General features: G+C 66.6%; 27 protein-coding genes and 1 pseudogene. 15 read left to right on the forward strand and 13 right to left on the reverse strand.

What is annotated here, in order from left to right:
- The first annotated feature begins 24 nt into the window (after positions 1 to 24).
- Positions 25 to 804, forward strand: a complete 780-nt coding sequence (locus tag DEJ34_RS05875; RefSeq protein WP_220032834.1) for an aldo/keto reductase — start codon at positions 25 to 27, stop codon at positions 802 to 804.
- A 15-nt stretch (positions 805 to 819) separates the two neighbouring features.
- On the opposite strand, the gene DEJ34_RS05880 is transcribed toward DEJ34_RS05875, so the two are convergent.
- Positions 820 to 1,299 carry a type II toxin-antitoxin system VapC family toxin gene (locus tag DEJ34_RS05880; RefSeq protein ID WP_110911776.1) on the reverse strand — a complete coding sequence of 160 codons (480 nt, stop codon included), beginning with the start codon at positions 1,297 to 1,299 and terminating at the stop codon, positions 820 to 822.
- 315 nt (positions 1,300 to 1,614) lie between these two features.
- Positions 1,615 to 5,040, reverse strand: coding sequence for a DEAD/DEAH box helicase (locus DEJ34_RS05885; protein ID WP_181422273.1), 3,426 nt, complete (start codon positions 5,038 to 5,040; stop codon positions 1,615 to 1,617).
- A gap of 97 nt (positions 5,041 to 5,137) precedes the next feature.
- Between DEJ34_RS05885 and DEJ34_RS05890 the strand changes: the two genes are divergently transcribed.
- Positions 5,138 to 5,578: a BLUF domain-containing protein gene (locus DEJ34_RS05890; protein WP_110901748.1), complete on the forward strand. Its 441-nt coding sequence runs from the start codon at positions 5,138 to 5,140 to the stop codon at positions 5,576 to 5,578.
- Positions 5,579 to 5,756: 178 nt separating this feature from the next.
- On the opposite strand, the gene DEJ34_RS05895 is transcribed toward DEJ34_RS05890, so the two are convergent.
- Positions 5,757 to 6,197, reverse strand: a complete 441-nt coding sequence (locus DEJ34_RS05895) for a hypothetical protein (RefSeq protein WP_110911778.1) — start codon at positions 6,195 to 6,197, stop codon at positions 5,757 to 5,759.
- Between the two features lie 156 nt (positions 6,198 to 6,353).
- Here DEJ34_RS05895 and DEJ34_RS05900 point away from each other — a divergent pair, with 156 nt between their 5' ends.
- The 9 genes from DEJ34_RS05900 (at position 6,354) to DEJ34_RS05940 (ending at position 11,217) form a co-directional block, all read left to right on the forward strand.
- Positions 6,354 to 6,578, forward strand: coding sequence for a helix-turn-helix domain-containing protein (locus DEJ34_RS05900; RefSeq protein ID WP_146236939.1), 225 nt, complete (start codon positions 6,354 to 6,356; stop codon positions 6,576 to 6,578).
- A gap of 474 nt (positions 6,579 to 7,052) precedes the next feature.
- Positions 7,053 to 7,469, forward strand: coding sequence for a hypothetical protein (locus tag DEJ34_RS05905; RefSeq protein ID WP_146236940.1), 417 nt, complete (start codon positions 7,053 to 7,055; stop codon positions 7,467 to 7,469).
- A 31-nt stretch (positions 7,470 to 7,500) separates the two neighbouring features.
- Positions 7,501 to 7,791 carry a hypothetical protein gene (locus DEJ34_RS05910; protein WP_110911782.1) on the forward strand — a complete coding sequence of 97 codons (291 nt, stop codon included), beginning with the start codon at positions 7,501 to 7,503 and terminating at the stop codon, positions 7,789 to 7,791.
- A gap of 90 nt (positions 7,792 to 7,881) precedes the next feature.
- On the forward strand, positions 7,882 to 8,385 hold the full coding sequence (locus DEJ34_RS05915; protein WP_284180712.1) for a GntR family transcriptional regulator: 504 nt from the start codon (positions 7,882 to 7,884) through the stop codon (positions 8,383 to 8,385).
- A gap of 44 nt (positions 8,386 to 8,429) precedes the next feature.
- A complete protein-coding gene (locus DEJ34_RS05920) occupies positions 8,430 to 8,687 on the forward strand; it encodes a hypothetical protein (RefSeq protein WP_284180713.1) in 258 nt (85 codons plus the stop codon).
- 126 nt (positions 8,688 to 8,813) lie between these two features.
- The gene (locus DEJ34_RS05925) at positions 8,814 to 9,065 is read left to right on the forward strand and encodes a hypothetical protein (protein ID WP_110911785.1); all 252 of its coding nucleotides are present in this window, start codon (positions 8,814 to 8,816) and stop codon (positions 9,063 to 9,065) included.
- 46 nt (positions 9,066 to 9,111) lie between these two features.
- Entirely contained in the window at positions 9,112 to 9,669 is a 558-nt protein-coding gene (locus DEJ34_RS05930) for a hypothetical protein (protein ID WP_146236941.1), read from the forward strand.
- A 165-nt stretch (positions 9,670 to 9,834) separates the two neighbouring features.
- Positions 9,835 to 10,653 carry a hypothetical protein gene (locus DEJ34_RS05935; RefSeq protein ID WP_146236942.1) on the forward strand — a complete coding sequence of 273 codons (819 nt, stop codon included), beginning with the start codon at positions 9,835 to 9,837 and terminating at the stop codon, positions 10,651 to 10,653.
- A 219-nt stretch (positions 10,654 to 10,872) separates the two neighbouring features.
- Positions 10,873 to 11,217 carry a hypothetical protein gene (locus tag DEJ34_RS05940; protein WP_110911788.1) on the forward strand — a complete coding sequence of 115 codons (345 nt, stop codon included), beginning with the start codon at positions 10,873 to 10,875 and terminating at the stop codon, positions 11,215 to 11,217.
- A 9-nt stretch (positions 11,218 to 11,226) separates the two neighbouring features.
- On the opposite strand, the gene DEJ34_RS05945 is transcribed toward DEJ34_RS05940, so the two are convergent.
- From DEJ34_RS05945 to DEJ34_RS05965, 5 genes are all read right to left on the reverse strand, one after another.
- Positions 11,227 to 13,959, reverse strand: a complete 2,733-nt coding sequence (locus DEJ34_RS05945; RefSeq protein WP_110911789.1) for a phage tail tape measure protein — start codon at positions 13,957 to 13,959, stop codon at positions 11,227 to 11,229.
- A gap of 212 nt (positions 13,960 to 14,171) precedes the next feature.
- Positions 14,172 to 14,813, reverse strand: a complete 642-nt coding sequence (locus tag DEJ34_RS05950) for a DUF4145 domain-containing protein (RefSeq protein WP_181422274.1) — start codon at positions 14,811 to 14,813, stop codon at positions 14,172 to 14,174.
- A 446-nt stretch (positions 14,814 to 15,259) separates the two neighbouring features.
- Entirely contained in the window at positions 15,260 to 15,865 is a 606-nt protein-coding gene (locus DEJ34_RS05955; RefSeq protein ID WP_146236943.1) for a hypothetical protein, read from the reverse strand.
- A complete protein-coding gene (locus DEJ34_RS05960; protein ID WP_181422275.1) occupies positions 15,862 to 16,278 on the reverse strand; it encodes an excisionase family DNA-binding protein in 417 nt (138 codons plus the stop codon). Before DEJ34_RS05960 ends, DEJ34_RS05955 begins: the two co-directional genes overlap by 4 nt.
- On the reverse strand, positions 16,271 to 16,705 hold the full coding sequence (locus DEJ34_RS05965) for a hypothetical protein (RefSeq protein ID WP_181422276.1): 435 nt from the start codon (positions 16,703 to 16,705) through the stop codon (positions 16,271 to 16,273). The genes DEJ34_RS05960 and DEJ34_RS05965 overlap by 8 nt, the downstream gene beginning before the upstream one ends.
- A 63-nt stretch (positions 16,706 to 16,768) precedes the next feature.
- Between DEJ34_RS05965 and DEJ34_RS05970 the strand changes: the two genes are divergently transcribed.
- On the forward strand, positions 16,769 to 17,140 hold the full coding sequence (locus DEJ34_RS05970; protein WP_181422277.1) for a hypothetical protein: 372 nt from the start codon (positions 16,769 to 16,771) through the stop codon (positions 17,138 to 17,140).
- Positions 17,141 to 17,392: 252 nt separating this feature from the next.
- Here DEJ34_RS05970 and DEJ34_RS05975 read toward each other — a convergent pair whose 3' ends face one another.
- The 4 genes from DEJ34_RS05975 to DEJ34_RS05990 all read right to left on the reverse strand — a co-directional run bounded on the left by DEJ34_RS05975 (position 17,393) and on the right by DEJ34_RS05990 (position 19,158).
- Positions 17,393 to 18,067 (reverse strand): hypothetical protein, encoded by a 675-nt coding sequence (locus DEJ34_RS05975; protein ID WP_110911795.1) that lies wholly within the window; start codon positions 18,065 to 18,067, stop codon positions 17,393 to 17,395.
- 61 nt (positions 18,068 to 18,128) lie between these two features.
- Positions 18,129 to 18,347: a helix-turn-helix domain-containing protein gene (locus tag DEJ34_RS05980; protein ID WP_110911796.1), complete on the reverse strand. Its 219-nt coding sequence runs from the start codon at positions 18,345 to 18,347 to the stop codon at positions 18,129 to 18,131.
- Positions 18,347 to 18,979, reverse strand: a complete 633-nt coding sequence (locus tag DEJ34_RS05985; protein WP_110911797.1) for a helix-turn-helix domain-containing protein — start codon at positions 18,977 to 18,979, stop codon at positions 18,347 to 18,349. The genes DEJ34_RS05980 and DEJ34_RS05985 overlap by 1 nt, the downstream gene beginning before the upstream one ends.
- Complete coding sequence (locus tag DEJ34_RS05990; RefSeq protein ID WP_110911798.1) at positions 18,976 to 19,158, reverse strand: helix-turn-helix domain-containing protein; 183 nt, start codon at positions 19,156 to 19,158, stop codon at positions 18,976 to 18,978. Before DEJ34_RS05990 ends, DEJ34_RS05985 begins: the two co-directional genes overlap by 4 nt.
- Before the next feature lie 99 nt (positions 19,159 to 19,257).
- Between DEJ34_RS05990 and DEJ34_RS05995 the strand changes: the two genes are divergently transcribed.
- The 3 genes and pseudogenes from DEJ34_RS05995 (at position 19,258) to DEJ34_RS06000 (ending at position 20,855) form a co-directional block, all read left to right on the forward strand.
- Positions 19,258 to 19,770 (forward strand): hypothetical protein, encoded by a 513-nt coding sequence (locus DEJ34_RS05995; RefSeq protein WP_110911799.1) that lies wholly within the window; start codon positions 19,258 to 19,260, stop codon positions 19,768 to 19,770.
- Positions 19,770 to 19,838: pseudogene (locus DEJ34_RS15735) on the forward strand (hypothetical protein); the annotation flags it as partial. The gene DEJ34_RS05995 and the pseudogene DEJ34_RS15735, both read left to right, overlap by 1 nt.
- A gap of 132 nt (positions 19,839 to 19,970) precedes the next feature.
- Positions 19,971 to 20,855 carry a tyrosine-type recombinase/integrase gene (locus DEJ34_RS06000; protein ID WP_220032835.1) on the forward strand — a complete coding sequence of 295 codons (885 nt, stop codon included), beginning with the start codon at positions 19,971 to 19,973 and terminating at the stop codon, positions 20,853 to 20,855.
- Here the strand turns inward: DEJ34_RS06000 and DEJ34_RS06005 are convergent.
- Positions 20,803 to 22,269, reverse strand: coding sequence for an amino acid permease (locus DEJ34_RS06005; protein WP_110911801.1), 1,467 nt, complete (start codon positions 22,267 to 22,269; stop codon positions 20,803 to 20,805). The genes DEJ34_RS06000 and DEJ34_RS06005 overlap by 53 nt on opposite strands.
- Positions 22,270 to 22,323: the final 54 nt, after the last annotated feature.

The raw sequence follows: 22,323 nt of genomic DNA on the forward strand, positions 1-22,323 counted from the left end.
CGGCCTCGGGCGTAGCAAGGAACCATGACCGACTACGCACAACCGTCCGTGCCCGTCACCGGAGGATCGATGCCGCTCCTCGGCTTCGGCACCTGGCAGATCGAGGAGCCCGACGCTCCCGCCGCGGTCGCGGCAGCCCTCCAGGCCGGCTACCGCCACATCGACACCGCGACCGGGTACCGCAACCAGCGCGGTGTCGGGAAGGCGATCGCCGAGTCCGGCCTCGCCCGCGAGGACCTGTTCGTCACCACGAAGCTCCCGCCGGACAACGCCGACCGCGTGCGGGAGACGATCGAGGAGAGCCTCGACCAGCTCGGTCTCGACCACCTGGACCTGTGGCTCGTGCACTGGCCGCCGAACGGCGAGGCCCGTCCGGACGTCTGGCAGCAGCTCGTCGAGGCGCAGCAGGCAGGCCTGACGAAGGCGATCGGCGTGAGCAACTACTCGCTCGACCAGATCGACGAGCTCATCGACGCGACTGGCGCGACCCCGGCCGTGAACCAGATCCGCTGGAGCCCGGTGGAGTTCGACCGGGCCGTGGCCGACGGCTTGCGCGACCGGGGTGTCGTCCTCGAGGGATACAGCCCCTTCAAGGCGAGCAACCTGCAGGACCCGACGCTGGTCGAGATCGCCCAGGCGCACGACGCCGACGCCGCGCAGGTCATCGTCGCGTGGCACGTCGCGCACCAGTTCGTCGTCATCCCGAAGTCGTCGAACCCGGACCGCATCCGGTCGAACGCTGCCGGGGCGACGCTCGAGCTGAGCGCGGACGAGATCGCGCGGATCGACGGCCTCGGCAACTGACGGACCGCTGCACCGTCACCGGCCTGGTGGGAATCGCTCCCGCCAGGCCGGTTCTCTGTGGGGATTGGTCTCGCTGCAGCAGACGTACGGGTTCGCCGTGACGTCATCCGGGCCGTCGATCACGGGGAACCCGAGTTCGCGCGTTGTCCGTACCAGGCGTCTGTCGAAGGTCACCAGCGCGTCCGTCGAAGCCATCGCGACCGCGAGCACCGCAGCGTCCGGCATGCTCAGGCGATGGGTCGAGCACAGCTCGGCGATCCGCCGCACGACAGCGCCGTCGACACCGAGGAGTTCCACGCCCAGCGCCTCGACCTGATCACGGCGCACATCGAACCGGTCGTCACGAACAGGGCGCACCAGCACCTCGGCGAGTGTCAGCGTGGTCGTGGCGAAGCCCTCCCACTCGTACGACTCGACGACGTCCAGCGCTCGCGCGTGCGCTGCGTCCTCCGCGTCGGTGACGGCGATGATGACGTTGGCGTCGAGCGTCAGCATCCGCCCGTGGTCCGCACGCGCTCCAGATGGTCGGGAGCGAACTCGCCCGTGAAGGCGCCGGACGGCCCGAGGAGCGTGACGACGGCTCCGTTGGCGAGGTGGAGTTCGGATCGCCCCGGGCCGGTGTGCCGGAGGCGGGCGCCGGTGGCGCTCCCGTCGTCACCCCGAGGTGTACGGGCATCCGGAGCTGCGGTCGGATAGCGGGTGGCGGTGTGCGGAGCAGGGCTGGCGAGGAGCATGGCGAGACGGTAGCGAGCAGGTCCGGCCGGGGCCAAGGAATCGGTACTTCGTATGTCGCTGCGGCCCGGTCGCCTGTCACGCCAACAGCGACCGGATGTCCCCCGCGCTCAACCCCTCGGCGAACAGCGCGTCGTCGTCGATCATCGTCGCGAACAGCTGCGCTTTCCGCTGCGCGAGCGCGAGCACCTTCTCCTCGATGGTGTCCTCCGCGATGAGCCGTGCGACCGTTACCGACCGGGTCTGTCCGATCCGGTGCGTCCGGTCGACGGCCTGGTTCTCGGCGGCCGGGTTCCACCACGGGTCGAGCACGAACACGGTGTCCGCTTCGGTCAGGGTGAGCCCGAAGCCGCCGGCCTTGAGCGAGATGAGGAACGCCGGGGCGGTGCCGTCCCGGAAGCGGTCGATGACGGCTCCGCGGCGCCGGGTGGATCCGTCGAGGTACTCGTACGCGACTCCGCGGTCGTCGAGGGCGGTCGCGACGATCTTCAGGAACGAGGTGAACTGGCTGAAGACGAGCGCCCGGCGCCCTTCCGCCGCGAGCTGTTCGATCTCGTCGAGCAGCAGGTCGAGCTTGGCGCTCGGCACGTCGTCGTGGTCGTCGGACACGAGCGCGGGGGAGAGCGCGAGCATCCGGAGCAGGGTGAGGGACCGGAAGACGATCATGCGGTTGCGGTCGAGGTCGTCGACCAGGTCGAGCACCTTGAGCCGCTCCCGGTTCAGCGTCGTCTCGTACAGGTCGCGGTGCGCAGGGTCGAGAGTGACGCGGACGACCTGTTCGACCTTCTCGGGCAGGTCCGCGGCGACGCTCTCCTTCGTCCGGCGGAGCATGAGCGGGCGGATCCGTCGTCGGAGCCGGCCGGTGAGCTCCCTCCGGGCGGCACCGCGGAGCTCGGGTGAGGCGAGGGGCTTCACGTAGTCCTCGCCGAACCGCGTCCACGACGACAGCAGCCCGGGCGCGACGATCGAGAACAGGGCCCAGAGGTCGGACAGCCCGTTCTCGAGCGGCGTCCCCGTCACGGCGATCTTGACCGGAGCGCGGAGCTCGGCGGCGACCCGGTGCGTCTGCGACTGCGGGTTCTTCACGAACTGCGCCTCGTCGAGCAGCAGCGCCGACCAGCGCAGGTCGAGGTACGCGGCCGCGTCGAGCCGCAGCAGGGCGTACGAGGTCACGATGACGTCCGACGCGGCGGCCGCGCGTGCGACCCGGGCGGGGTCCTTCAGCGAGGTGGAGGCGATCGTCGTGACCCGCAGCGACGGCACGAACTTCGCCGCCTCGTCGGCCCAGTTGCCGACGACGGACGTGGGCGCGACGACGAGGAACGGGGGAGCCTCCGGTGCGGCTGCCCGACGCCCGGCGATCATCGCGAGTGCCTGCAACGTCTTGCCGAGGCCCATGTCGTCGGCGAGCACCCCGCCGACCCCGTGCTCGACGAGGAACGACAACCACGCGTACCCGTCACGCTGGTAGGGCCGGAGCTCGGCGTGGACGGTCTCCGGGACCGCGAGGTCGGCGGGCGCGGTCGCGTCGAGCAGGCGCCCGGCGATCTCCTGCCACCGCTCGTCGTGCTCGGTCTCGTCGGCGAGCTGGTCGAACTCCGCCCACAGCGCGGCCCGGTACGGCGTGACGGTGAGCGGCTGGTCGGGCTCCCACTCCTCGAGCTCGCGGGCCTCCTCGATGACCTCCTTGAGCCGGTCGAAGGCCGGATCCGCGAGCGACAGGTACGAGTTGTCGACCAGCTTGAGCCGCCGGTCCCGTTTCGCGAGCGCCCGGAGCAGCGGCGTGAACGGGATCTCCTTGCCGTTGACGCTGACGATGATCCCGAGGTCGAACCAGTCGTGCTTGTCCGACGGCATCGTCGTGACGCGGATGTGCGGTCGGCCGCTCAACCGCTCGTAGTCGACCCGCTCGCCCTGCACGACGACGCGGACGCCGTGGGCCGGCAGCGCGGGCAGCAGCTCGTTGGCGAGCACGGCGACGTCGGCGCCGTCGATCGTCCCGTCCTCGAACCAGCCGAGTGCGCCACCGGGCCCCGACGGGTGCTCGGGTGCAACGGTCTGCTCGGCGTGGTCGGCGTCCGGGACGGGAGGCCCGGACCGCTGCGCCGTGTCGTCGGACGTCCCCGACGTGGCCGGGTCCGACTCGTCGGCAGCAGCCGCCGTGGCCGGAGCGTCGTCGGCGGCGAGCACGCTGTCGAGGTCGGGCAGCGGTCCGTGCAGCGACACCGGGTCCTTCCGCCCGTCGACGCTCCACCGCCACTGCAGGTGGGCACGGTCGTCCGTCCGGGGAGCCCGCGCCGGCTCGAACGTCACAGTGAGCACGAGCTCCGGCGGGGTCCGTTCGGGCAGCTCGAGGGAGCCGTCCGAGCTGACGAGCCCGAGCGAGCCGCGGAGGCGCGGTGACCAGTCCGCCAGGAACTCGTCGACCTCGTCCGCGGGCACGGTGATCCGGGCGGCCTCGACGAGCATCCGCCGCTGGTCCTCGGGGACGGGCGACGGTGTCGGCGCGAGGGCGACGTTGAACTCCGGCGATTCCCGGAAGGCGTACACGCCGTGGTCGCCGACGACACGAGCGGCACCCTCGGCGACCGGTCGCCCGTCGATCACGGCGCTCGCGCCGATCACGAGCCTGTCGGCGGTGCGGACTGCGTCGAGCAACACGCGGCCGTCCGTGCCGAGCTCGACCCCGCCCTCGCGCTTGCCGGTCACGAACGCGATGCCGAGGGGCCCGGCCTGCCGCAGCAACGGCCAGAGGAGCGGACTGCGGAAGTCGTCGAGGTGGATCCAGTCGCTCTCCCCGGGCAGACCGGCGAGCTGTCCGGCGCGGTGCAGCGCCGCGAACTGCATGAACCAGGCGTGCTGCTCCGGCTCGAGGCCGAGGCGGTTCATCGAGTAGGGCAGTGCACCCCAGGTCAGTTGTCCGCGCACCCAGTTGCCCGCCGCGCTCCGGCTCACCGGACGGACGCCGAGCCGCACCGCCCGCGAGGCGACCGGCAGGGTGCGGCCGGCCGAGCGGGCGCGGCCGGCGAGCCGGGCCGGGACCGCGTCGCGGAGTCCGAACTGGAGGCCCATCCCACCTGCCGCGCGAACGGTGCCGGACCCGACCGGGTCGTCGTCGTCGCCGGCGAGGCGGGCGAGGTCGCGCCTCCAGTCCGGGGTCGGCGGGGTGGGCGCCTGTGTCCGCGGACCGGCCTGCGCGGCGAGGGCCCGGGCGTTGACGGTGAGGAGCGCGGCGGCGACGTGCTTGCACTCGCCGCCGAGCGGGCACGTGCAGTGGCTGCGGACGGGGCGGACGAACTCGCCGCGGGCGATCGTCGTGTCGACCTGCACGTCGTAGGGGTCGTCCGCGCTGCCACTGACGGTCGCGGTGATCGAACCGTCCTCGTCGTGCCACGTGGCGTCCTCGACGAGACCGGCGCGGACGACGTCGCGGGCCCGCCCGAACGTCTGCGGCCCCACGAAGCGGATGACGTCGACGGCGTCGATCATCGGAGCAGCTGGCACAGGGACATCGTGCCAGGCCCCGCCGACGCTCTGCCCCGACGCTCTGCCCCGTTCTGGGGACCTCACGGAGCCGCCGGAAACGAGAAGATGAATCATCATGCTGCAGTCACTCGTTTACATGAGCTCGGCCACCGAGCACTTCGACGGTCCCGCACTCGACGCCGTCCTGGAGCGCTCGCGTGTCCGGAACACCCAGGACGGGTTGACCGGCCTCCTCGTCCACCGCGAAGGTCGGTTCATGCAGCTCCTCGAGGGGCCGCACGACGCAGTGCTCTCGACGTACGGCCGGATCGTCGGTGACCCGCGTCACGACGAGGTCCGGCTGCTGGTGGAGGAGACCATCCACACCCGCCGGTTCCCCGAATGGTCGATGGCCTTTAGCCGGGACACGGAGGTCGAACCGCCCGAGGGCTTCAGCGACTTCCTCACCGGCGACACCAGCGCGGACGTGAGCAAGGCGCGCGAGCTGCTCCGGTGGTTCCGCAACCACCCGATGGCGGCGCCGACGGCCTCGCTCGGGAAGCACCGGCGCGACTGACGTCAGCGCTGCTTCGCCAGCTCGCTGTGCTTCCGCGAGTAGCCGAAGTACACGCACCTGGCTGGTGCGGGGTGTTGTGCAGTGGTGCCATCGTTGATTCGACGCGCTTTCACTTGGTGCGGGGTGTTGTGCGCGTACACCTTCGCGTGGCAATTTTGCGGACTAGCTGCGGACTAGTTCACCACTTTCGCCCGTGCGGTGGAGGGCTCGGCACGAACGATGTCGCGAGCTTGATCCGCTTGACACTAGCGACCATGTCCTCGAGCACACGGCCACGCACAGGCTCGTCGACCGTGCGCCAGATGTGTGCCCATTCGCCTCTCAAGTCCTTCGCGATCAGAAGCTCCCAGCACCTGTAGCTGCCGTCATCATCCTGAGCGACGATCGCGGTGCCGGCCGTCTTCGGCAGATCCTGATCGGTACGGACTTCTCGCCATCCTTGGGTCCAGACGAGAGGAACGGCCGACGGCGGCACCCGGTTGGGCACGTCCCGGATCTCGTCGATCAGCGCAAGGGTCGCGTGGACCATCGCAGCAGTAGCCGGGTCGTCATCCTCAATCTTCGCCAGATACTCAAGCGCGAGCATCGCGTGACTCCGGGCTATCGTCTTCCGCACCATGCAGCGCACTGTGCTCGGCTACCCCTGGGACGTCTCGCGAGAGCGGTCAATAAATCCCCGCCCGGTCACTCACTCGATTCACCGGCAGGCCTTCGCTGGGAGGACGCCGCTAGCTCTGACCCATGTGGAGAAGCACCGCAGTCCATGCTTCACGGCATGGAAGTAGACGACTCAACACGCCTGCTGGCGAAGAGGATGCGCGCCGCGCTACGCGAGGCCGGGATGACGGTCGAGGAGGCGGCCCCACGAGCGCACATGTCGGTGTCGAGTCTCTACCGGAAGCTGCGCGGCGAACGGCACATCACCTTCACCGAGCTCACTTACATCGCAGTGCTTACCGGCCGACACCCGAGCTCATTCATGCGAGACGTTGATGCTTGAGGCGGTGCGCCTTGAAGACGGCCGGCTCGCGTACTCGATTGCGGAGTTTGCGGGGGCGGTGGGACTGTCTACGCAGACCATCCGCAATCTCGTCCACGACAACTACCTGACGGTCGTGTACCCGACCCCGAGTCGGTCGAAGGCCCTCATCACCCGCGAGGAAGGGTTGCGCTGGCTCCGGTCCTTGCCGCAAGGGTAGTTATCGTCTACGGTCAACGCCCCTCGACTAGGGGACAGCGGCCGGCGTTAACGACGGTTTACGATCCTCGAGTGAGGATCAGTCGCAATTTAGCAACGTTCACCATCGCAGGCGCAGCCGCTCTCGTGCTCGTCGGTTGCTCTAGCGGCGGACCGGTGGAGAGTGACACGACGCCGACAGCGGCACGCGCAACTCCCACCCCGACGCAGTCGCCTTCGGCTGCCGCCGCACCCCAGGTGGGTAGCCGCGAAAACCCGTACGACTACAACAAGCCTGTGCAGTACGACGCAACGTCAATCTGGACCTTCACGTGGCAGAGCACGAAAGCCGACGGCTGGCCGGACATCAAGGCGGCGAACGAGTTCAATACTGCGCCTGCTGCTGGCGAAAACTTCGTCCTGGGAACGGTCGCCTATGGCACGAGCGCCGAAAGCCCAGCAGACGGGGCTAGCCCAACCTCGAGTTGGGGCGTGTACTACGTCGGCAATGACGGCAACTCCTACCAGAGCATCGGCGAGTGCGGTCAGCTGCCGGGATCGGACGTCCTCGCGGCTCAGCCGATGTACCCCAACGCCTCACAGACGGGCACTGTCTGCGCGAAGGTGCCGACGGCAGCCGTGTCCGGTGGCACCTGGGTCATCCGCGCCTTCGCGGGTGCGGACGCCTCCGTCTACTTCAAGGGCGCGGAGTAGAGATGTCGGCGGCCGGCGGCACCATCGCCGCATGGCCGAGCATCAGTGGTCTCCTCCGGAGCATCAAGACGTCACCCTGCATCAACCGGTCGGTTTCGACCCCGCGTTGGCCGGCGCGCTGACTCCGATCGGTGCTCCGCAGCCGGTGTGGGCTGACATCAACTTCACCAACATCCCGAACGTGCTGCATCTGAAGTGCTTCGCAATCGCGTCGTCCGAAGTGGCGGTGCTGGTGCAAACGTCGTGGCAGGGGCGGCTTCAGGAGGTGCTCGTCGACCGTGACTACGTGTTCCGCCGTGCACTCGACCCGCACACACGCTGATATTTGGGATATGATCGCGCCATGCCTGTCCCGAAGTCAGCAGCAGCCCAAGGTCCCCGCCGCCTCCTCCGCGACGTCGTCTACGAGCAGATGCTCGAAGCCATCGAGAACGGCACCCTCGTGGCCGGTGAGCGACTGAACGACGACGAGCTCACCACTTGGCTCGGTGTCTCCCGCACCCCGGTTCGTGAAGCGATCGCGCGGCTCGAGTCCGAGGGCCTGGTCGAGATGGCCGCCAACCGCTACACCCGCGTCGCGTCACTCTCCGGTCCCGCGCACGACGAAGCCGCTGTGCTCCTAGCCGCCCTTCGCACCTGGGCGATCGATCACGCCGAGGAAGCGAGCTCCGAAGCAAGGAAGGCGGCCGCCGCCGCGGCGAAGGCCGTGACGAAAAAGCTCGAAAGCAAGGACCTGTCCGCGTACCGCGACCTGCAGGACGCCGCCGCGCTCCTCGTCGCCGGCCTCAGCAACCAGCTGTTCACCGCGACTGAGGCCGCTGTCCGGGGTCGCGTGAAATTCCACGCTGCCGCAACCGACGCCGTCATCGACTGGGATGCCACGTCGGCGACGGCAGCAGCACTCGCGAAGGTATGACCGAAGCGAGCCCGGTGTCGGCCGCCGTCGCTACCGTCCCCTCCGTGGCACGACGACGGAGGGACAGGTGGGCGCTCGGATCGGCGGTCTCGCTGCCCGAGGCTGCGTACGGCGGCCCCGTGTTCGACCTCCCCGCACCCGACCCAGTGTTCGCCTGGCTGACGTTCCCCGACCGCGTCCTCGAAGTTGAGGCCCGCGTTATCGCCTGGACTGACCGCGCCGTCCTCGTCGAGTGGGGCTTCAACCAAGCCGCCGAGAGTGCATGGGTATGGCGAGACGCAGTGCGCCCGGTAGCGCCGTGAGCGAACTGACTTTGACTCGGAACTCGCTCCATGCCAGGATCATCGAAGCGAGCCATATGGCGGGCTTGCACTGTATCTTCACAGTCGCTCCCGGCCTGGAACCGACGGAGTAACTGGGGGTCACGAGTGGGCGACGGCTGGAAGTTTCCGTCGATGTCGCCCTCCAAGCTCAAGGGCTTGCTCTTCTCACTGGGCTACCGCACCGAACCGGGCGGCACCACTGGGAGTCATGAGTGGCTGAGCTGCGAGGGCCGACCGCGTCTGCGCTGGGCCTTTCACACCTCGAAGCGGGAACTTTCCCACATCGAGGTGCGTAACGTACTGCTCAAGCAGGTTCTGCTGGAGAAAGAGGAGGCGAGAGCACTTGTCCAAGGTTGATGAGGTGCACGCTGTTCTGACTGAGTACGGAGAGTTCGGGTGGTCTGTGACCAGTCCCCAGCTTCCGGGTCTCATCGCCGGCGCAGCAACCATGCAGGAGCTGTCCGACGACTTGTTCGCAATCGCCGTAGAGGCGGGCATGGACCCGCACGGTTCCCTCTTCGAGTACGAGCAGCATGTGATCGAGGTTGAAGACCGTGTGTTCGCTGTACGCGTGAAGGGCGACTACTCGGCTGGCGAGCGCGTCGAGATCGCTACCGACGTTCTGGCGCACATCGCGTCCGACGGGGGCCTCCGGTCGTACACAACTGAAGACGACCTGGGTGACACGGTCATCGTCGTCGCCCTGCCGACCGACCGCATCGTGGACGTCACGGCGTCCCTCGATGATTCGCAGCCCGCTACCATTGCGGTGCAGCTGCCTCAAGAGGACAGCATCAGCTACACCGGCATCGTGCGGGGGGCACCGCGCGAGAACCACGTTCTCCGTCTGTCCGATGTCGGTCTTGATGGCGGGTCCACGGTCGCGGATCTCTTCGCGCGTCTTTCTGAGCGCATCGGTTCGACGACGGCATCGATCGAGCGCGAGCTCGTTTCCGCATAGTCCCCGCCGAAAAGGCCCCCTCGAGCTCCCGAAGGAACCCGAGGGGGCCTTGCCGTTGGCACCGACCGACCGTTGTTGAAAAAGGTCAGTGTGACCAACGCCCTGCCGCGAATGGGGGGCGACGGGGCGGCCATCAGAGTGCGTCGTCTTCGCTACCGTTGCAGCATGCGATTGTGGGGGATCCTCAGTGCCGTGACAGCTGCCGGCGTTCTTGTCCTTTCGACACCGGTGGCAGCAGACGCGGCCATGCTGGATCGTCGTCCCGACGTCCCTACTGTGCCCGTCTTTGACGCGCCGCAGGGAGACGCGGTCCTCAGCGGCAAGGGGACTGTCACCTTCTCCGGTACCGCGACCCCGAACAGCAAAGTCCTCATCGGCACCGGGGACCCTCACGACGTCTACCTGAAGCGCACCTACGACAACTGCCAGAACGACCTTCCGGTCTCCGGACGCACGATGCAGCCAGAGGAAGACGTCTGCCTCGAGGACCTGGTCGCAGCCGGCGAGCTGCCCTCCGACACCAAGACCACAGGTTCGACGATCGTGATGCCGTTCAAGGACCCGAACGTGTGGGTCTGGACGGACGCCAACGGCCGCTTCGCTTACGACGCTCCCTACACCCCAGGGCGCTACTCGCTGGCGGCGTACGCGGAGACGTGCAAGCAGGTGGACATGGAAGCCGGCCGCATGCTCGATGTCGACTTTACGGGTGAAGCTCCCGCCGGTGTCGGTTTCACCTGCAGCCAGTCCGCGCTCACAAAGACCGTGTCGTTCACGCTCGAGGCGGACGTCGCTCAGCCGACCGCTTCCGCATCAGCAACCTCGACCAAGGCACTGCCTGCGGCGAAGAGGGAGGAAGCAAGCGGAGCGTCGGTGACCCCTGCGATCGTTGGGGGTGCCGCCGCCGCGGGTGTCCTTGCCCTCGCGGCCGCGGCCGTAGCCGTCATCCGCCGCCGTAAGGCAAAGCCCACTGGTCAGCACTGACAGTCAACGGACCATGCTGCTGCTCCTCGTTTTTGTCCTCATCCCCGCCGTCATAAAAGCAGGATCGATCGGAGCGTTGCCGTAAAGAGGGGCCGCACACGAACCCCGAACGAGGTTCCCCTGATGTGGCAGGGGCGAGGGGCTCCGATACTCTTGGGGATAGACGAGGCAACTCGAGCACTTCTATGCTTGCGGCTCACCAACGTTCTAGGGGGAATCGTGCCTGCACAGCTCGTCATCGACGGCAGCGTCTACAACGCGTCCGACGCTTCAGCGCTACACCGGGTGTACATGGCGATCCGAGCCATCATTGATCGGAAAGACACAAACCAAGTCGTGTTCAACGGCTCGTCGGGTGATCGCGAGGTCGTCACGAGCGTCATGGTCACCGAACACACCAGCGTGCAATTTGTCGTCTTCAGCGGCGACGGCGACGACACGGCCCGGCAGATACTCGACATCGCAAAGCCGAACGCGGAGGACCTTCTGGCGCTGTACGGCACGGGGAGAGACCCGCTGCCATCAGCAGAAGACGACGGCGACTGGAAGGTCGACAGAATCTGACTCGGCGGGTCAACCACGCCTCGCGTTCCAAGCCCACTCCGCCATCGCCAGGCGGGCGATCTCCGCTTCCGACTGCATCGGCTGCGGGTAGATGTTTTGCACCACCTGCGGGCGGTTGCTAACGGCCGCGGGTGACGGGGCAGTTGCCTGCGCCGTCGGCGCGTAGGCAATCTGCTGCGGCGTCGGAATGTAGGTAGAGGGCTCGTATCGGACGGCTCCACCAGCAGCGAACCGGTGGGCTTGGTAGACACCTGAGTTGACCGCGTGCATGAACGAGAGTCCGTACTTCTCCACGGACGCGGCCTTCACGACAAACTCTCCGTCGGAGAGCTTGGCGTCGATGGAGTCCGACGTTGCCGTGCCCGGTCCGTACACCGGACCACCAGCCGCACGGTAAGCGGACTTGGCGGCACCTGGTGAAGCACCTGCCTCGATCGCCTCCGTAACCAGCTGCTGCCGCACGGAAAGCACCCGCCCGTTGTTCCGGGTGAAGAACGCGTCGAGGTCAACCTGCGCCGGCTTCGTGTTCGCAAGGATGTCGATCTGCTTCTTCGACGGCATCTGGAAGATCCGGTCAGCGAGCTTCCGCACCTCGCCCGAGTTGAAGCCCGCAGCCGTGGCGGAATCGATGAACGCCTGGCGCTGATCAGCGAGCGTGCCGGCATACTTCGACGCAGCAGCCTCAGCCGACATCGTCGACTGATCAACGGCGTACTGCTTACCCGCGGCCTCCTGCGCCTTGGAAGCGAGGTCAGCGAGCATCGACGCGTTCCCGGCCCCAACCGCGGTGTTCTCGTCAAGCGTGGTCGAGTAGCCCTCCGTGCTCTCCTTCTGCTGTTCCACCTGCGCCTGGAGACCAGCGAGCGCTTCCTGATAGGCAGCGTTCGCCGAGATGGCGTCTTGATTCACTCCGTTGACCTTGTCGAACTCCTCGACCAGACCCGAGAGTTCCGTCGCGAGATCGGATACCTTCGCCGCTTCCGTCTCGTACTGCTCGGCTGCGGACTGCGCGGTGTCGCCCGACTCACGATTCGCCTTGCGCTGGTCCTTGAACCCGTCTTTGGCCTTATCCACGGCCGTGCCGAGATTCGTGACGGACTGGCGGGCGACGGACGCGTCGATCGCGCCGCCGGCGAGGAACGTGCCGACGTTGTTGTGCGCGTCGAGCTTGCGCTTGACCTCGGCAAGCGCATCGCCGCCGGCGATGACGGCATCGGTCAGCTGCTTCTGCGAGATGCCCGCGTCCTTCGCGCCCGAGAACGCGTCGTCGTCGGCGAGCTTCTTCGCGACCGCGGCCCGGGTGTACTTCGTCACCGCGCCGGTGCTCTTGTCGAGCGTCTCCGTGATCGTCGACGCTGAGGTGGCAATGTCGGCCTGGTTCTGGATGATCGTCCCGACGGCGATCGTCGCCACACCGAGCGCACCACCGTACGCGATCGCCGATCGTGCGGCAGTACCGAAGCTGATGCCGGCCGTGGCGAGCTGCGCTCGGAGGGCCGCGTACTTCGGAACCGCGATGAGCGCCGCGCCCCCGGTCAGCCCGACAGCCGCGGTGAGAACACCAGCCGCGAGAGCAGCGCCCAGAACGGGCTGCGGCAGTCCGTTGATGCCGTCGACGAGGAAGGTGACGCCCTGCACAAGTTCACGGAGCGAACCGTTAGCAGCTGAACCGCTCTGAATGAGTGCAGTGTCGAACGCGCCGCCGAGCTTCTCGACGTCGCCCTTGAGGTTGTCGAGCTTGAGCCGGGCCGTCTCCGCTGCGAAGCCCTGATCGTTGACCTTGCCGGTCCACTCGGCGATGCCCTCCGCGCCCTCCTTGTAGAGGACGTTGGCGGAGCGGACCGCGTCGGTGCCGAAGATCGTGGCGAGGGCAGCGTTGCGCGCCTCGTCGGATACGCCAGCAAACCGGTCCTGCAGCACCTCGGCGATGCCGCCGAAGGAAAGCATGTGCCCGGACGAGTCGTACACGTCGATGCCGTACTGCTCCATCGCCTTCGCAGCCGCCGTGGACGGCGACTGCAGGGCGATGATCGCGGTCTTCAGCGACGTGCCGGCGTCGGAGCCGAGGAGACCTGCGGAGGCGAACGCGGCGAGCGTGCCCGTCGTCTCCTCGATGCTGAACCCAGCCTGCGACGCGACAAGGCCACCCTGATTGAGAGCACCAGCGAGGTCCTCGACGGAGCCCTGGGCCTTGCCCGCACCCGCTGCGAGCAGGTCCGCGACGTGCGGGACCTGCGAACCCTTGAGGTTGAACTGGGTCATCGCCGTCGCCGCGATCTGGGCAGCATCAGCGACCTCGAGCTCACCAGCGGACGCGAGGTCGAGGGCACCCATCAGACCGCCGCCAAGGATCTCCTTCGTCGAGACACCCGCCTTCGCGAGCTCCTCGATGCCCTGCGCCGCTTCCTTCGCGGTGTAGACCGTCGTCGCCCCAGCGTCGATCGCAGCAGCACGAAGCTCCTGCATCTCCGCAGTCGACGCATGAGTGGCAGCCTGCACCGACGACATCGCCTGGTCGAACTCGGCGTACGCAGCAACCGCCAGCGCGACACCGGCAGCCGCGACAGCACCGATACCAAAGGCGGCTTTACCGACACCCTCAATCGCTTCGCGGCGCTGACCCAAGCGTTCCGTCTCAGAGCCGAGCTCACGGGTCGCGCGCTGTGCCTGCTGCAACCCACTGAGGTAGCCGCTCACCTCGGCTACGAGGGAGGTTCTGACAGTGCGTGTGGCGTTCGCCATGTGAACTCGCTTCCAGGGCGGGGAAAGGAATCATGCTCGGAAGCAGCAAAAAGCTCACAAAGCATGCCGAGAGAGTCGTCATCTCGATATGCCCGCGAGCTTCAGCAGACGTACTCAGTTTAGCAGCTATCCGCCTCTCCTAGTGGCACAAGTGCCACTAACTGAACGTTGAGTCCAACGATCCTTCTTGCCGCTCGGGCTCTGCCAGGCGCTTAATTCAGATTCTGGTTCCTTGCAGTTTTACGCCGATTGATCTTCCCCGGCAGCTCGTAGACCTCCGCTATGAATACGTCGAGGAGGTCAAGCACCTCACCAGCCTCATCCGCGGTGATATCGGTGGTGGCAAAGTCACCGTGGGCCATGTCATTGCCTAGCAGGCGGACTTCATGGGCCGCATCCGCAATCAGCGGTCGGATCACCTGCTGCCCCGCCAAGGCGGCGATCTTGCCGTACAACGAGCCAGTTTCGACACCCTTGTCCTTGGCCCCAGCCTCGATAACAGATCGAGCCATCAACACGGCGGCACGATAGGCTCCGATGCTGTAGCAAGAGTGCGCCTCGGAAGCCGGTCCTGCGATCTGTGGCGGCACGTCTGAGTACGATCGCCCGCCAACCGTCTTCGGCTCCCACGACCAGTACGACGTGCCCCGTTGGTTGAGCGCAGCACTGTAATAATCAGCGTTCCGCCCGCCGACGCTCGATACCTCCGCGCGAGCTACCAACAGGTTCGAGCAGTGGTCACACTGGAAGGCTGCTGAGACAACGATCGGATCGGAGCTGACCAGGACAGCACTGCCGCGCCGCTCCGTGGCATGCGACACCGTCTCACAGTAGGGGCAGTCGATACGAGGCACGGTGTCATTATGCAAGTCCCTAGCTCGCGCGCAGCGTTCGCGTCCCGTAACTATCGCCTCAAGGATCGAATTTGGGGTGGGGAGAGAAAGGTCGCCGCCCCGGAGGTCCTGGACCCTGCACCGTGTAGGGGTACCCCCCACCCCGGTTGCGGTCTCTGACTTGGACACCTTCACCACTCCCTTGAGGTCGGGTACTGGCCGCGTGAGGTGTTGCCTCGTGCGCTGTTGCAGGAGTGGGTAGTGCGCCGGCTTGAGGTTCGCGCGACGCAGTGCATCACCGCCCTGTGAGGTGGGAGTGACGTGATCGGCGGTGAAGGCTTGCGGGTGCTGGCCGCTGAGCGTGTAGTCGATGGGGTTTCGGCAGAGCCAGCACGGCTCTGCCGCTGCCTCGCACTCAGCTTTCATCGCAGCGACGATGCGGGCCCACGGCCGTCCGCTGGCTGGCATCAGTCGCTCGCCTCGGCCATCTCTTCGAGTGCGGAGTTGGGGAGTCCACGGATCTCACTGGGCTTGTCGGCCTGGAAGACCCAGTCGTCGATGGCTTCCTGGAACATCTGGTTTGGGTTGTCGTCGCCGTACCGGATGTCCCACAGTTCCTGTGCTCGGTCCTGCTGAGTGGTGTGGTCCTCGAGGTAGCGGTTGACGACGTCGAGTTCACCGGCGTTGTACGCCTTCGCGAGGATCGCCTTGCTGAGGATGGTGTCGTTGCTCAGTGCTGCGGTCTCGTAGAGGGCGATGAGGGCGGGGGCGTCCTCGGCCCGGCTGACGCGGTCGAGTGCGTCGCGGTACGAGAGGGTGTCGGAGGTCGATGCGTACTTGGGCAGGCCGAACATGTCCGCTTCGAGCGCGGCACGCTTGCTGTTCAGCGCGGCGTCTCGCTCCTCTCCGAGCTGCTGCAGCTGGTAGTTGGTGTCGCGGTACAGCTTGGCCATTGCCTGCTGCTTCGCGGCAGTCGTGAACCGGTTGTCGTTGCGGATAGCTTCGACCCGTTCCCTGTATCGGGTACGCGTTTCTTCTGCAATGTCGTGCTGCTTGGTGCGGGGCTTGGTCATGTGGGTCCCTTCCGTCCTTTGAAGTGTGCAAGTTGTTCACGGTTGATGCGGTAGCTGCGACCCACGCGGTTTGCTTGGAGCCTGTTGTCGCGGATTGCTTTGCGGATAGCGCTGTCTGTCATTCGAAGGACTGCGCCGGCTTGCTGGGTGCTGAGCCACTCTGATTGTGGGTCGAGTTCCGGTCGCGCCGCATTCTTGGTTCCGGTTGCGGTTTCTCGCCAAGACAATGCGATGACTTTAAGGGCGATAAGGGTCTGGTCTACCTCTGGATCAACGCCGCGGTTGTCCAGGTGGTAAGTGTTGAGGCCGGCGTAGCGCATGAGGAATGCGGCGACGCGGGCGCTGACGGTCACTACAGGGCCGTCAGCGCCCACGACAAGTTCCGATGCTTGCCGGTTGTTCCGGTCAGTCACCGTCAGCACTGTCAGGGCGGACGGTGTTCCAGTACGCGCGGGAGGCAGCACGTAGGTCTGTGCGGGTGCCATCGGTGACCGTGAAGGCGTTCTCGAGGTGTTGGTAGTTGGCGTACAGGAGGCCGGCGAGCAGCACGTCTGGCCATGCCTCGGGGCCGAGCTTGTCTTCGGCGTACAGCTGGTGCCGGGCGATGATCGCTCCGAACTGGTCTTGGTGGTCGGTGTGGGCGGCGAGGTCGGCGGCGAGGAACCAGCCGGCGATGCCGATGGATCCTGTCCCTGCAGCTGCAGTCGGGACTCCTTCGGTGTCGGTGTAAACCTGCGCGTCGAGGTGCTGGTTACTGACCGCTTCAAGGCGGGTGAGGTGCTCTCGCTGCCAGGTGGAGGCGGGCGGTACAGGCTTGGGGTGCTTGCGGGGTTGGTTCATGGCGTTCGTCCTGTCATCGGTCGTGTGGAGCGAGCGGTTGCTCGTCCGTGGCAGGGTGTCGGGGTGACACCGGCCGTGTGTGGGCTTCTTGCCCAAGTGATCCCCGTCTTCGTCCTCGCGAACGTCCTTGAGGCATCTCGGGTACATCCCCGCATTCGGGTGTTGCCCTGGTTCCGGAACTGGATCACCATCCCGTCGATCGGAGCCGGGATCATCGGTACCGCCGTCGCCGTAATCGGAGTTGCCACGGAGGGTCTCGTGATCCCATTCGGCGTGCTCACTTGGGCGGCCTTCGGTGTGCTCCTGCTCCTCACCGGAATCCAGCTGACGGCTATCGGTGCTTCGCAGGAGGTGGAGGCGGAGGACGCGGTCGAGGCTCAGCAGCGACGCCGCGTCCTCCGCCTGTTCGGGTGGGAGATCACCTCAAGGCGATGAGTCAGTCGTGAGCTGCGCTCTGTGGCCGGCTTGCCCAGAGATGCCCTCGACGTGTCTGCCTGAGGTTGTAGTTCGCCTGTACCGCTGCGACGAGAGGTCCGACGTCGCCCTCCGGGATCCACACCGTTGACCCGTCCGGCCACGTGATTGAGACGTTGCCCGGCGTCAAATTGCGGACAGCCGTCTCACCGGTGGGGTCGCGGTACGTCAGCGACGGGGAACCGAAGGACTGAGCACTTCGGCGAGGAGCCATCAGGCGGCACTGCCCCAACCGTGCTGATCCCGGTAGGCGTTGTGCGCATCGTCCTGTGACTCGCAGACCTGCATCGACTCCGGGTAGTCAACCATCGACTTCCCGCACACTGAGCAGCTCCGGCCGATCGGTGCCACATCCCAAGTGGTCACCGAAGAACCAGCAGGGACGGAAGGAGCAGGGTCAGTGATCTCGCCGGTTTCGTTATCGACATACCAACTCTCCGTTTCCCTGCCTGTCCTGCCTGTCATGTCCTCCGGGACACGTCCCTGGGACATCCCCCGGGAACTTCCCTCGGGACTGTCCCCAGGGACATCCGAGAAGCTGGGAGCAGAGCCGTTCTTCGCTGCGCGCTGTCGGGCCTTCTTCTCCCGATCACGTCGCCGTGCGTTGTCCAACACTTCGAGTTCGTGCCGGCTTGTCTGCGCCTGCCCGAAATCAGCGATGGTCCATCCGCCGGTCACGGGTTCCCACAAGCCGCACGCTTCAAGCTTCTGCGCGGTCTCGGCCTTCATGAACGGGATCAGCAGCAACTCATCGGAGAGGATCGCTCCGTCAGTCCTGTTGGACACCGACCAGATCGTCGCGAACGCCCAGCCCCGAAACTCATCCGCGCTCAGTCTCAGCACCCGCCTGTCGCTCAGGTAGCGCTCGGGGAACCGTGCGTCAGTCATCTGCCCTCCCTTCCAAGGGGTGGGGTGCTGCCGGGGGAAACCGGCAGCACCCCGGTCTGGGTCAGGCGTGCTCCCGAGTGGGTCGCTTGCCGTAGAAGTTGGGCAGGTTGAGGCGTTGACGGATTCGGAGCACCGTGGCGCTGCACACTCCGAGGTTCCTGGCGATCTCGTTGTCCGACTGGTTGCGCCAGACACCCGCCCTGACCTCGCGTTCGCGCTGCTCGATCGACAGCCGGTCGCGGGCCGTCTGGTGCTTGCTGCGCACGTCCCAGTTGCTCATCAGCAACTCGCCTCACCCGCGTTGAGCTCGGCCGCGAGGCACGCGGCGCTGTTGTAGTTCGCGAGGAAGGCGGACACGCGGGCTGGCGTGAGCGGCCCGTCGTCGTCGCCGAGGAGGCCGTTGACGGCCCAGGTGTTGGCCTCGAGCGGGTGTGTGTTGTCTACGCCTTCGTAGTAGTCGACGGACACCTGACACTGCTCGTCGCTTCTCCAGGCGAACGCGGTGTGGTGAACCGATTCGCCCCAGTTGAGGACGTGCTCGCTCCGGTACTTCTGGCAGCCGGGGATGTTGCATGTGAGCGCGACGGTGACGTCGCTCGGGAGTTCGTGCCACTCGATGTCAGCGGCGTCGTGCAGCATGATGGTCATTGGGTCGTTTCCTTCCTGGCGGTTGGGTGCGGTCTGTGAGGGCTCCTGGTCCGCTGCGCTAACAGCGGAGTACCCGGGGGCCTTCTTCTTGTGCGCCTCGACGAGAGCCCGTGTGGCCTTCGCTGCGAGGGTCTTGGTGGGGATGAGCCGACCGGCTTCGATCATCGACACGAGCCGGTCGCCGTGCCCCATCTCGCGAGCGAGCTCGAGCGTGCTGACGCCGAAGTGCTCGCGCATCTTGCGGAACGTCGTGCCGTAGCTCATGACGCCTCCGCGAACTGGGCATCGATGTATGCCGTGATGTCGGATTCCCGGATGAAGAGCCGGCCGCCGATCTTCGCGGTTTTGATGGGGCAGTCCTTCTGATAGAGCCACCACCGCATGGCGTTTTCGGTCTTGCGCACGAGGGGTGCGGCTTCGACGATGGTCAGGAGCTTCGTCATGAGAGTGCCTTCCGTAACTCCGGTGTGACGACCGGCTAACACCAGTGTGAATCACACTGGTGCTGGCTGTCAACCTCAATAGTGTGATTGAGTGTCCGCGTGGTTGACGAAGAGAAGTACTCGAAGCACGAGGTCGCGTTTGCTCACGAGGTCGCTCGCCGGCGCGAGCTGCGCGGGTGGACGCTCCAGCAGATGGCAGACGCACTGCGCAGGGAAGGGGTCGAGTACGCCAGCGCTATGACTGTGTCGCGGACCGAGAAGCTAAACCGCCCGGCCCGCATGAACGAGGCCCTTGCATACGGGCGCATCTTCGGAAGCACCGTGAATGAGCTCACCAGTGGTGCTGAGGTGGACCACGAGATCGTGATGGCAAACGAGATCGCTGCGATGGCGCTCGACTACTCGCAAACCGTTCTCCGGAGCGTCCAACGCGCTCATCAGAATTGGGCTGCTGCGATCCAGTTGCGAGATACGTTGCACAAGTATCCCGCCCAGGAGCTGAGCTCCGAACAGCTAGAACGACGAGACCACGCGGTAGCGCAGTTGAACCGAGTCATAGAACTCGACCTGATGAGTGAGATGTCCAGGGCCTGGGAAGAAGCGCCGCGCTGATGAGCAGTATCCGACAGCGTCCGGACGGCAAGTGGCGAGCTCGGTACCGTGACGACGACGGCAAGGAGCACGCTCGGCACTTCGACCGGAAGCGCGACGCCCAGGCATGGCTCGACGAGGTTGCGTCGTCGCGACTAACCGGTTCCTACTTGGCACCATCCGCGTTGAGGGGGACTCTCGCGGAGTTCTACTCCGAGTGGGTGCCGAACCAGGTGTGGACTGAGAACACCCGCCGGCTGGCCGACCGAGCGGTTGACGGCTGCACGTTCAAAGACGTGCCCTTCGGAAAGCTGCGGCGATCGCACGGAGAGGCGTACGTGAAGCAGCTGTCGACCACGCTCGCACCGTCAACGGTGAAGAGCCGCACCGCATATGTACGCATCGCGGTGCGAGCGGCAATCCTTGACCGGCGGCTCGCGAACGACCCCCTCGAGGGCGTCAAGCTGCCCCAGGTGCGGAAGACCGAGCACTCGATGAGGATCCCGACCGCGGACGAGGTCCGCGCGATTCGGGCTGCGATCGACCCTGCCTGGCAAGTGTGGATCGACGTCATGGCGTACGCCGGCCTCCGCATCGGGGAAGCATCCGGGCTGCAGGTTGGCGACGTCGACTTCCTGCGCCGGACGATCCACGTGCAGCGACAGATTCAGAACCGGGTCCAGCGGCTCGACATCCTCCCGCCAAAGCACGGCTCCGAGCGGGTCGTGCCGATCCCGGCCGAGCTCGTTGCGCGCATCGCGCGGCACGTCGAGACGGTCGGAGTGTTCGGCGACGACGGCTGGCTGTTCGGCACGCCGCCATCACCGACGCGCTTGCGTCACTACTTCGTGAATGCGGGTCGCGCGGTCCGCGTCACGGACGTCACCCCTCACGATTTACGCCACCACTTCGCGTCGGGGCTGATCCGTGGTGGCCTCGACGCGGTGTCCGTGGCTCGTGCAATGGGGCACTCGTCGCCGTCGATCACGCTCAACGTCTACGCGCACCTTTGGCCGGACGCTGCGGACCGGACGCGGGCTGCAGCGACGGCGCTCATGACCTCGGCGTCAGATTCTGCGGACCGTTTGCGGACTGAGCGGGCGTAGAACCGCCGGATGCCGCGAGATTGCTGTGCTTGCGCGAGTAGCCGAAGTACACGCCGAGCCCGATCGCGAACCAGATCCCGAACCGCACCCACGTCTCCCACTGCAGGAACGAGACGAGCCACAGCGACGCCAGGACGCCGATCGCCGGGACGACGGGCATGAACGGCAGGCGGAACTGCCGGTCGAGGTCCGGCTGCCGGTAGCGGAGCACGATGACCGCGGTGCAGACGACCACGAACGCGAGCAGGATGCCGATGTTCGTCAGCTCGGCCACCACGCCGATGGGCAGCACGCCCGCCAGGACCGCCGACGCGATGCCGAGGATCCAGGTCACCCGGGTTGGGACGTGCCGCTTCGGGTCCGTCTTGGCGAACCACTTCGGCATGAGGCCGTCGCGGCTCATCGAGAACCAGACGCGCGAGGCACCGAGCATGAAGGTGACGAGGACCGTGACGATGCCGACGATCGCGCCGATCGCGATGACGTTCGCGATCCCGCCGAGGCCGACCGACGCGAACGCTGACGAGAAGCCGGACGCGGGGTCGATGTCCTTGTAGTCCTGCATCCCGGTCAGGACGAGGGTCGCCAGGACGTACAGGACCATCGAGATCCCGAGGGAGAGCAGGATCGCCTTCGGCATGTGCTTCCGGGCGTCGGTGGACTCCTCGGCCGCGGTGGACATCGCGTCGTAGCCGAACACGGCGAAGAACACGGTCGCCGCACCGGTCATGACGCCGCCGAAGCCGAACGGGAAGTACGGCGAGTAGTTCGCGCTGTCGATGTGGAAGACACCGAGCACCACGATGAGGACGACGAGGGCGACCTTGATGCCGACCGCGACGAACTCGAACCGGGCGGCGCTCCGGATGCCGCGGGTCAGGACGAACGCGGTGAGCAGGCAGAGCAGGATCGCGAAGACGTCGACGACGTGTCCGTCCCCGGTGCCCGGGGCGCCGAGCATCCACGCCGGCAGGTCGATGCCGAACTGGCCGACCAGGAAGCCCACGTAGCCGGAGATGCCGATCGCGACCACCGCCACGATCGCGGTGTACTCGAGCAGCAGGTCCCAGCCGATGAACCACCCGACGATCTCGCCGAGCACCGCGTAGCCGTACGTGTAGGCGCTGCCGGCCTTCGGGATGAGGCCGGCGAACTCGGCGTACGACAACGCGGCCGCAGCGCTGGCGACCCCGGCGACCAGGAAGCTGATGAGGACGGCGGGTCCGGCGACGCCGTTCGCGACCGTCCCCGCCAGCGTGAAGATGCCCGCGCCGATGATCCCGCCGATGCCGATCGCGGTGAGCTGCCACAGACCGAGGTGGCGTTTCAGGCCGCCCTCGGCTCCGGCGTCGTCGTCGATCGTGTCGATCGGCTTCCGGCGGAACAGGGTGGAGGATCGCGGCGTCGGTGCCATGCCGCCATCCTGCACCCGCCGCGGCGGATCGGCACGCTCCTGGTGGACGCCGGG

Source organism: Curtobacterium sp. MCPF17_050, from assembly GCF_003224435.2.
Taxonomy (GTDB): Bacteria; Actinomycetota; Actinomycetes; order Actinomycetales; family Microbacteriaceae; genus Curtobacterium.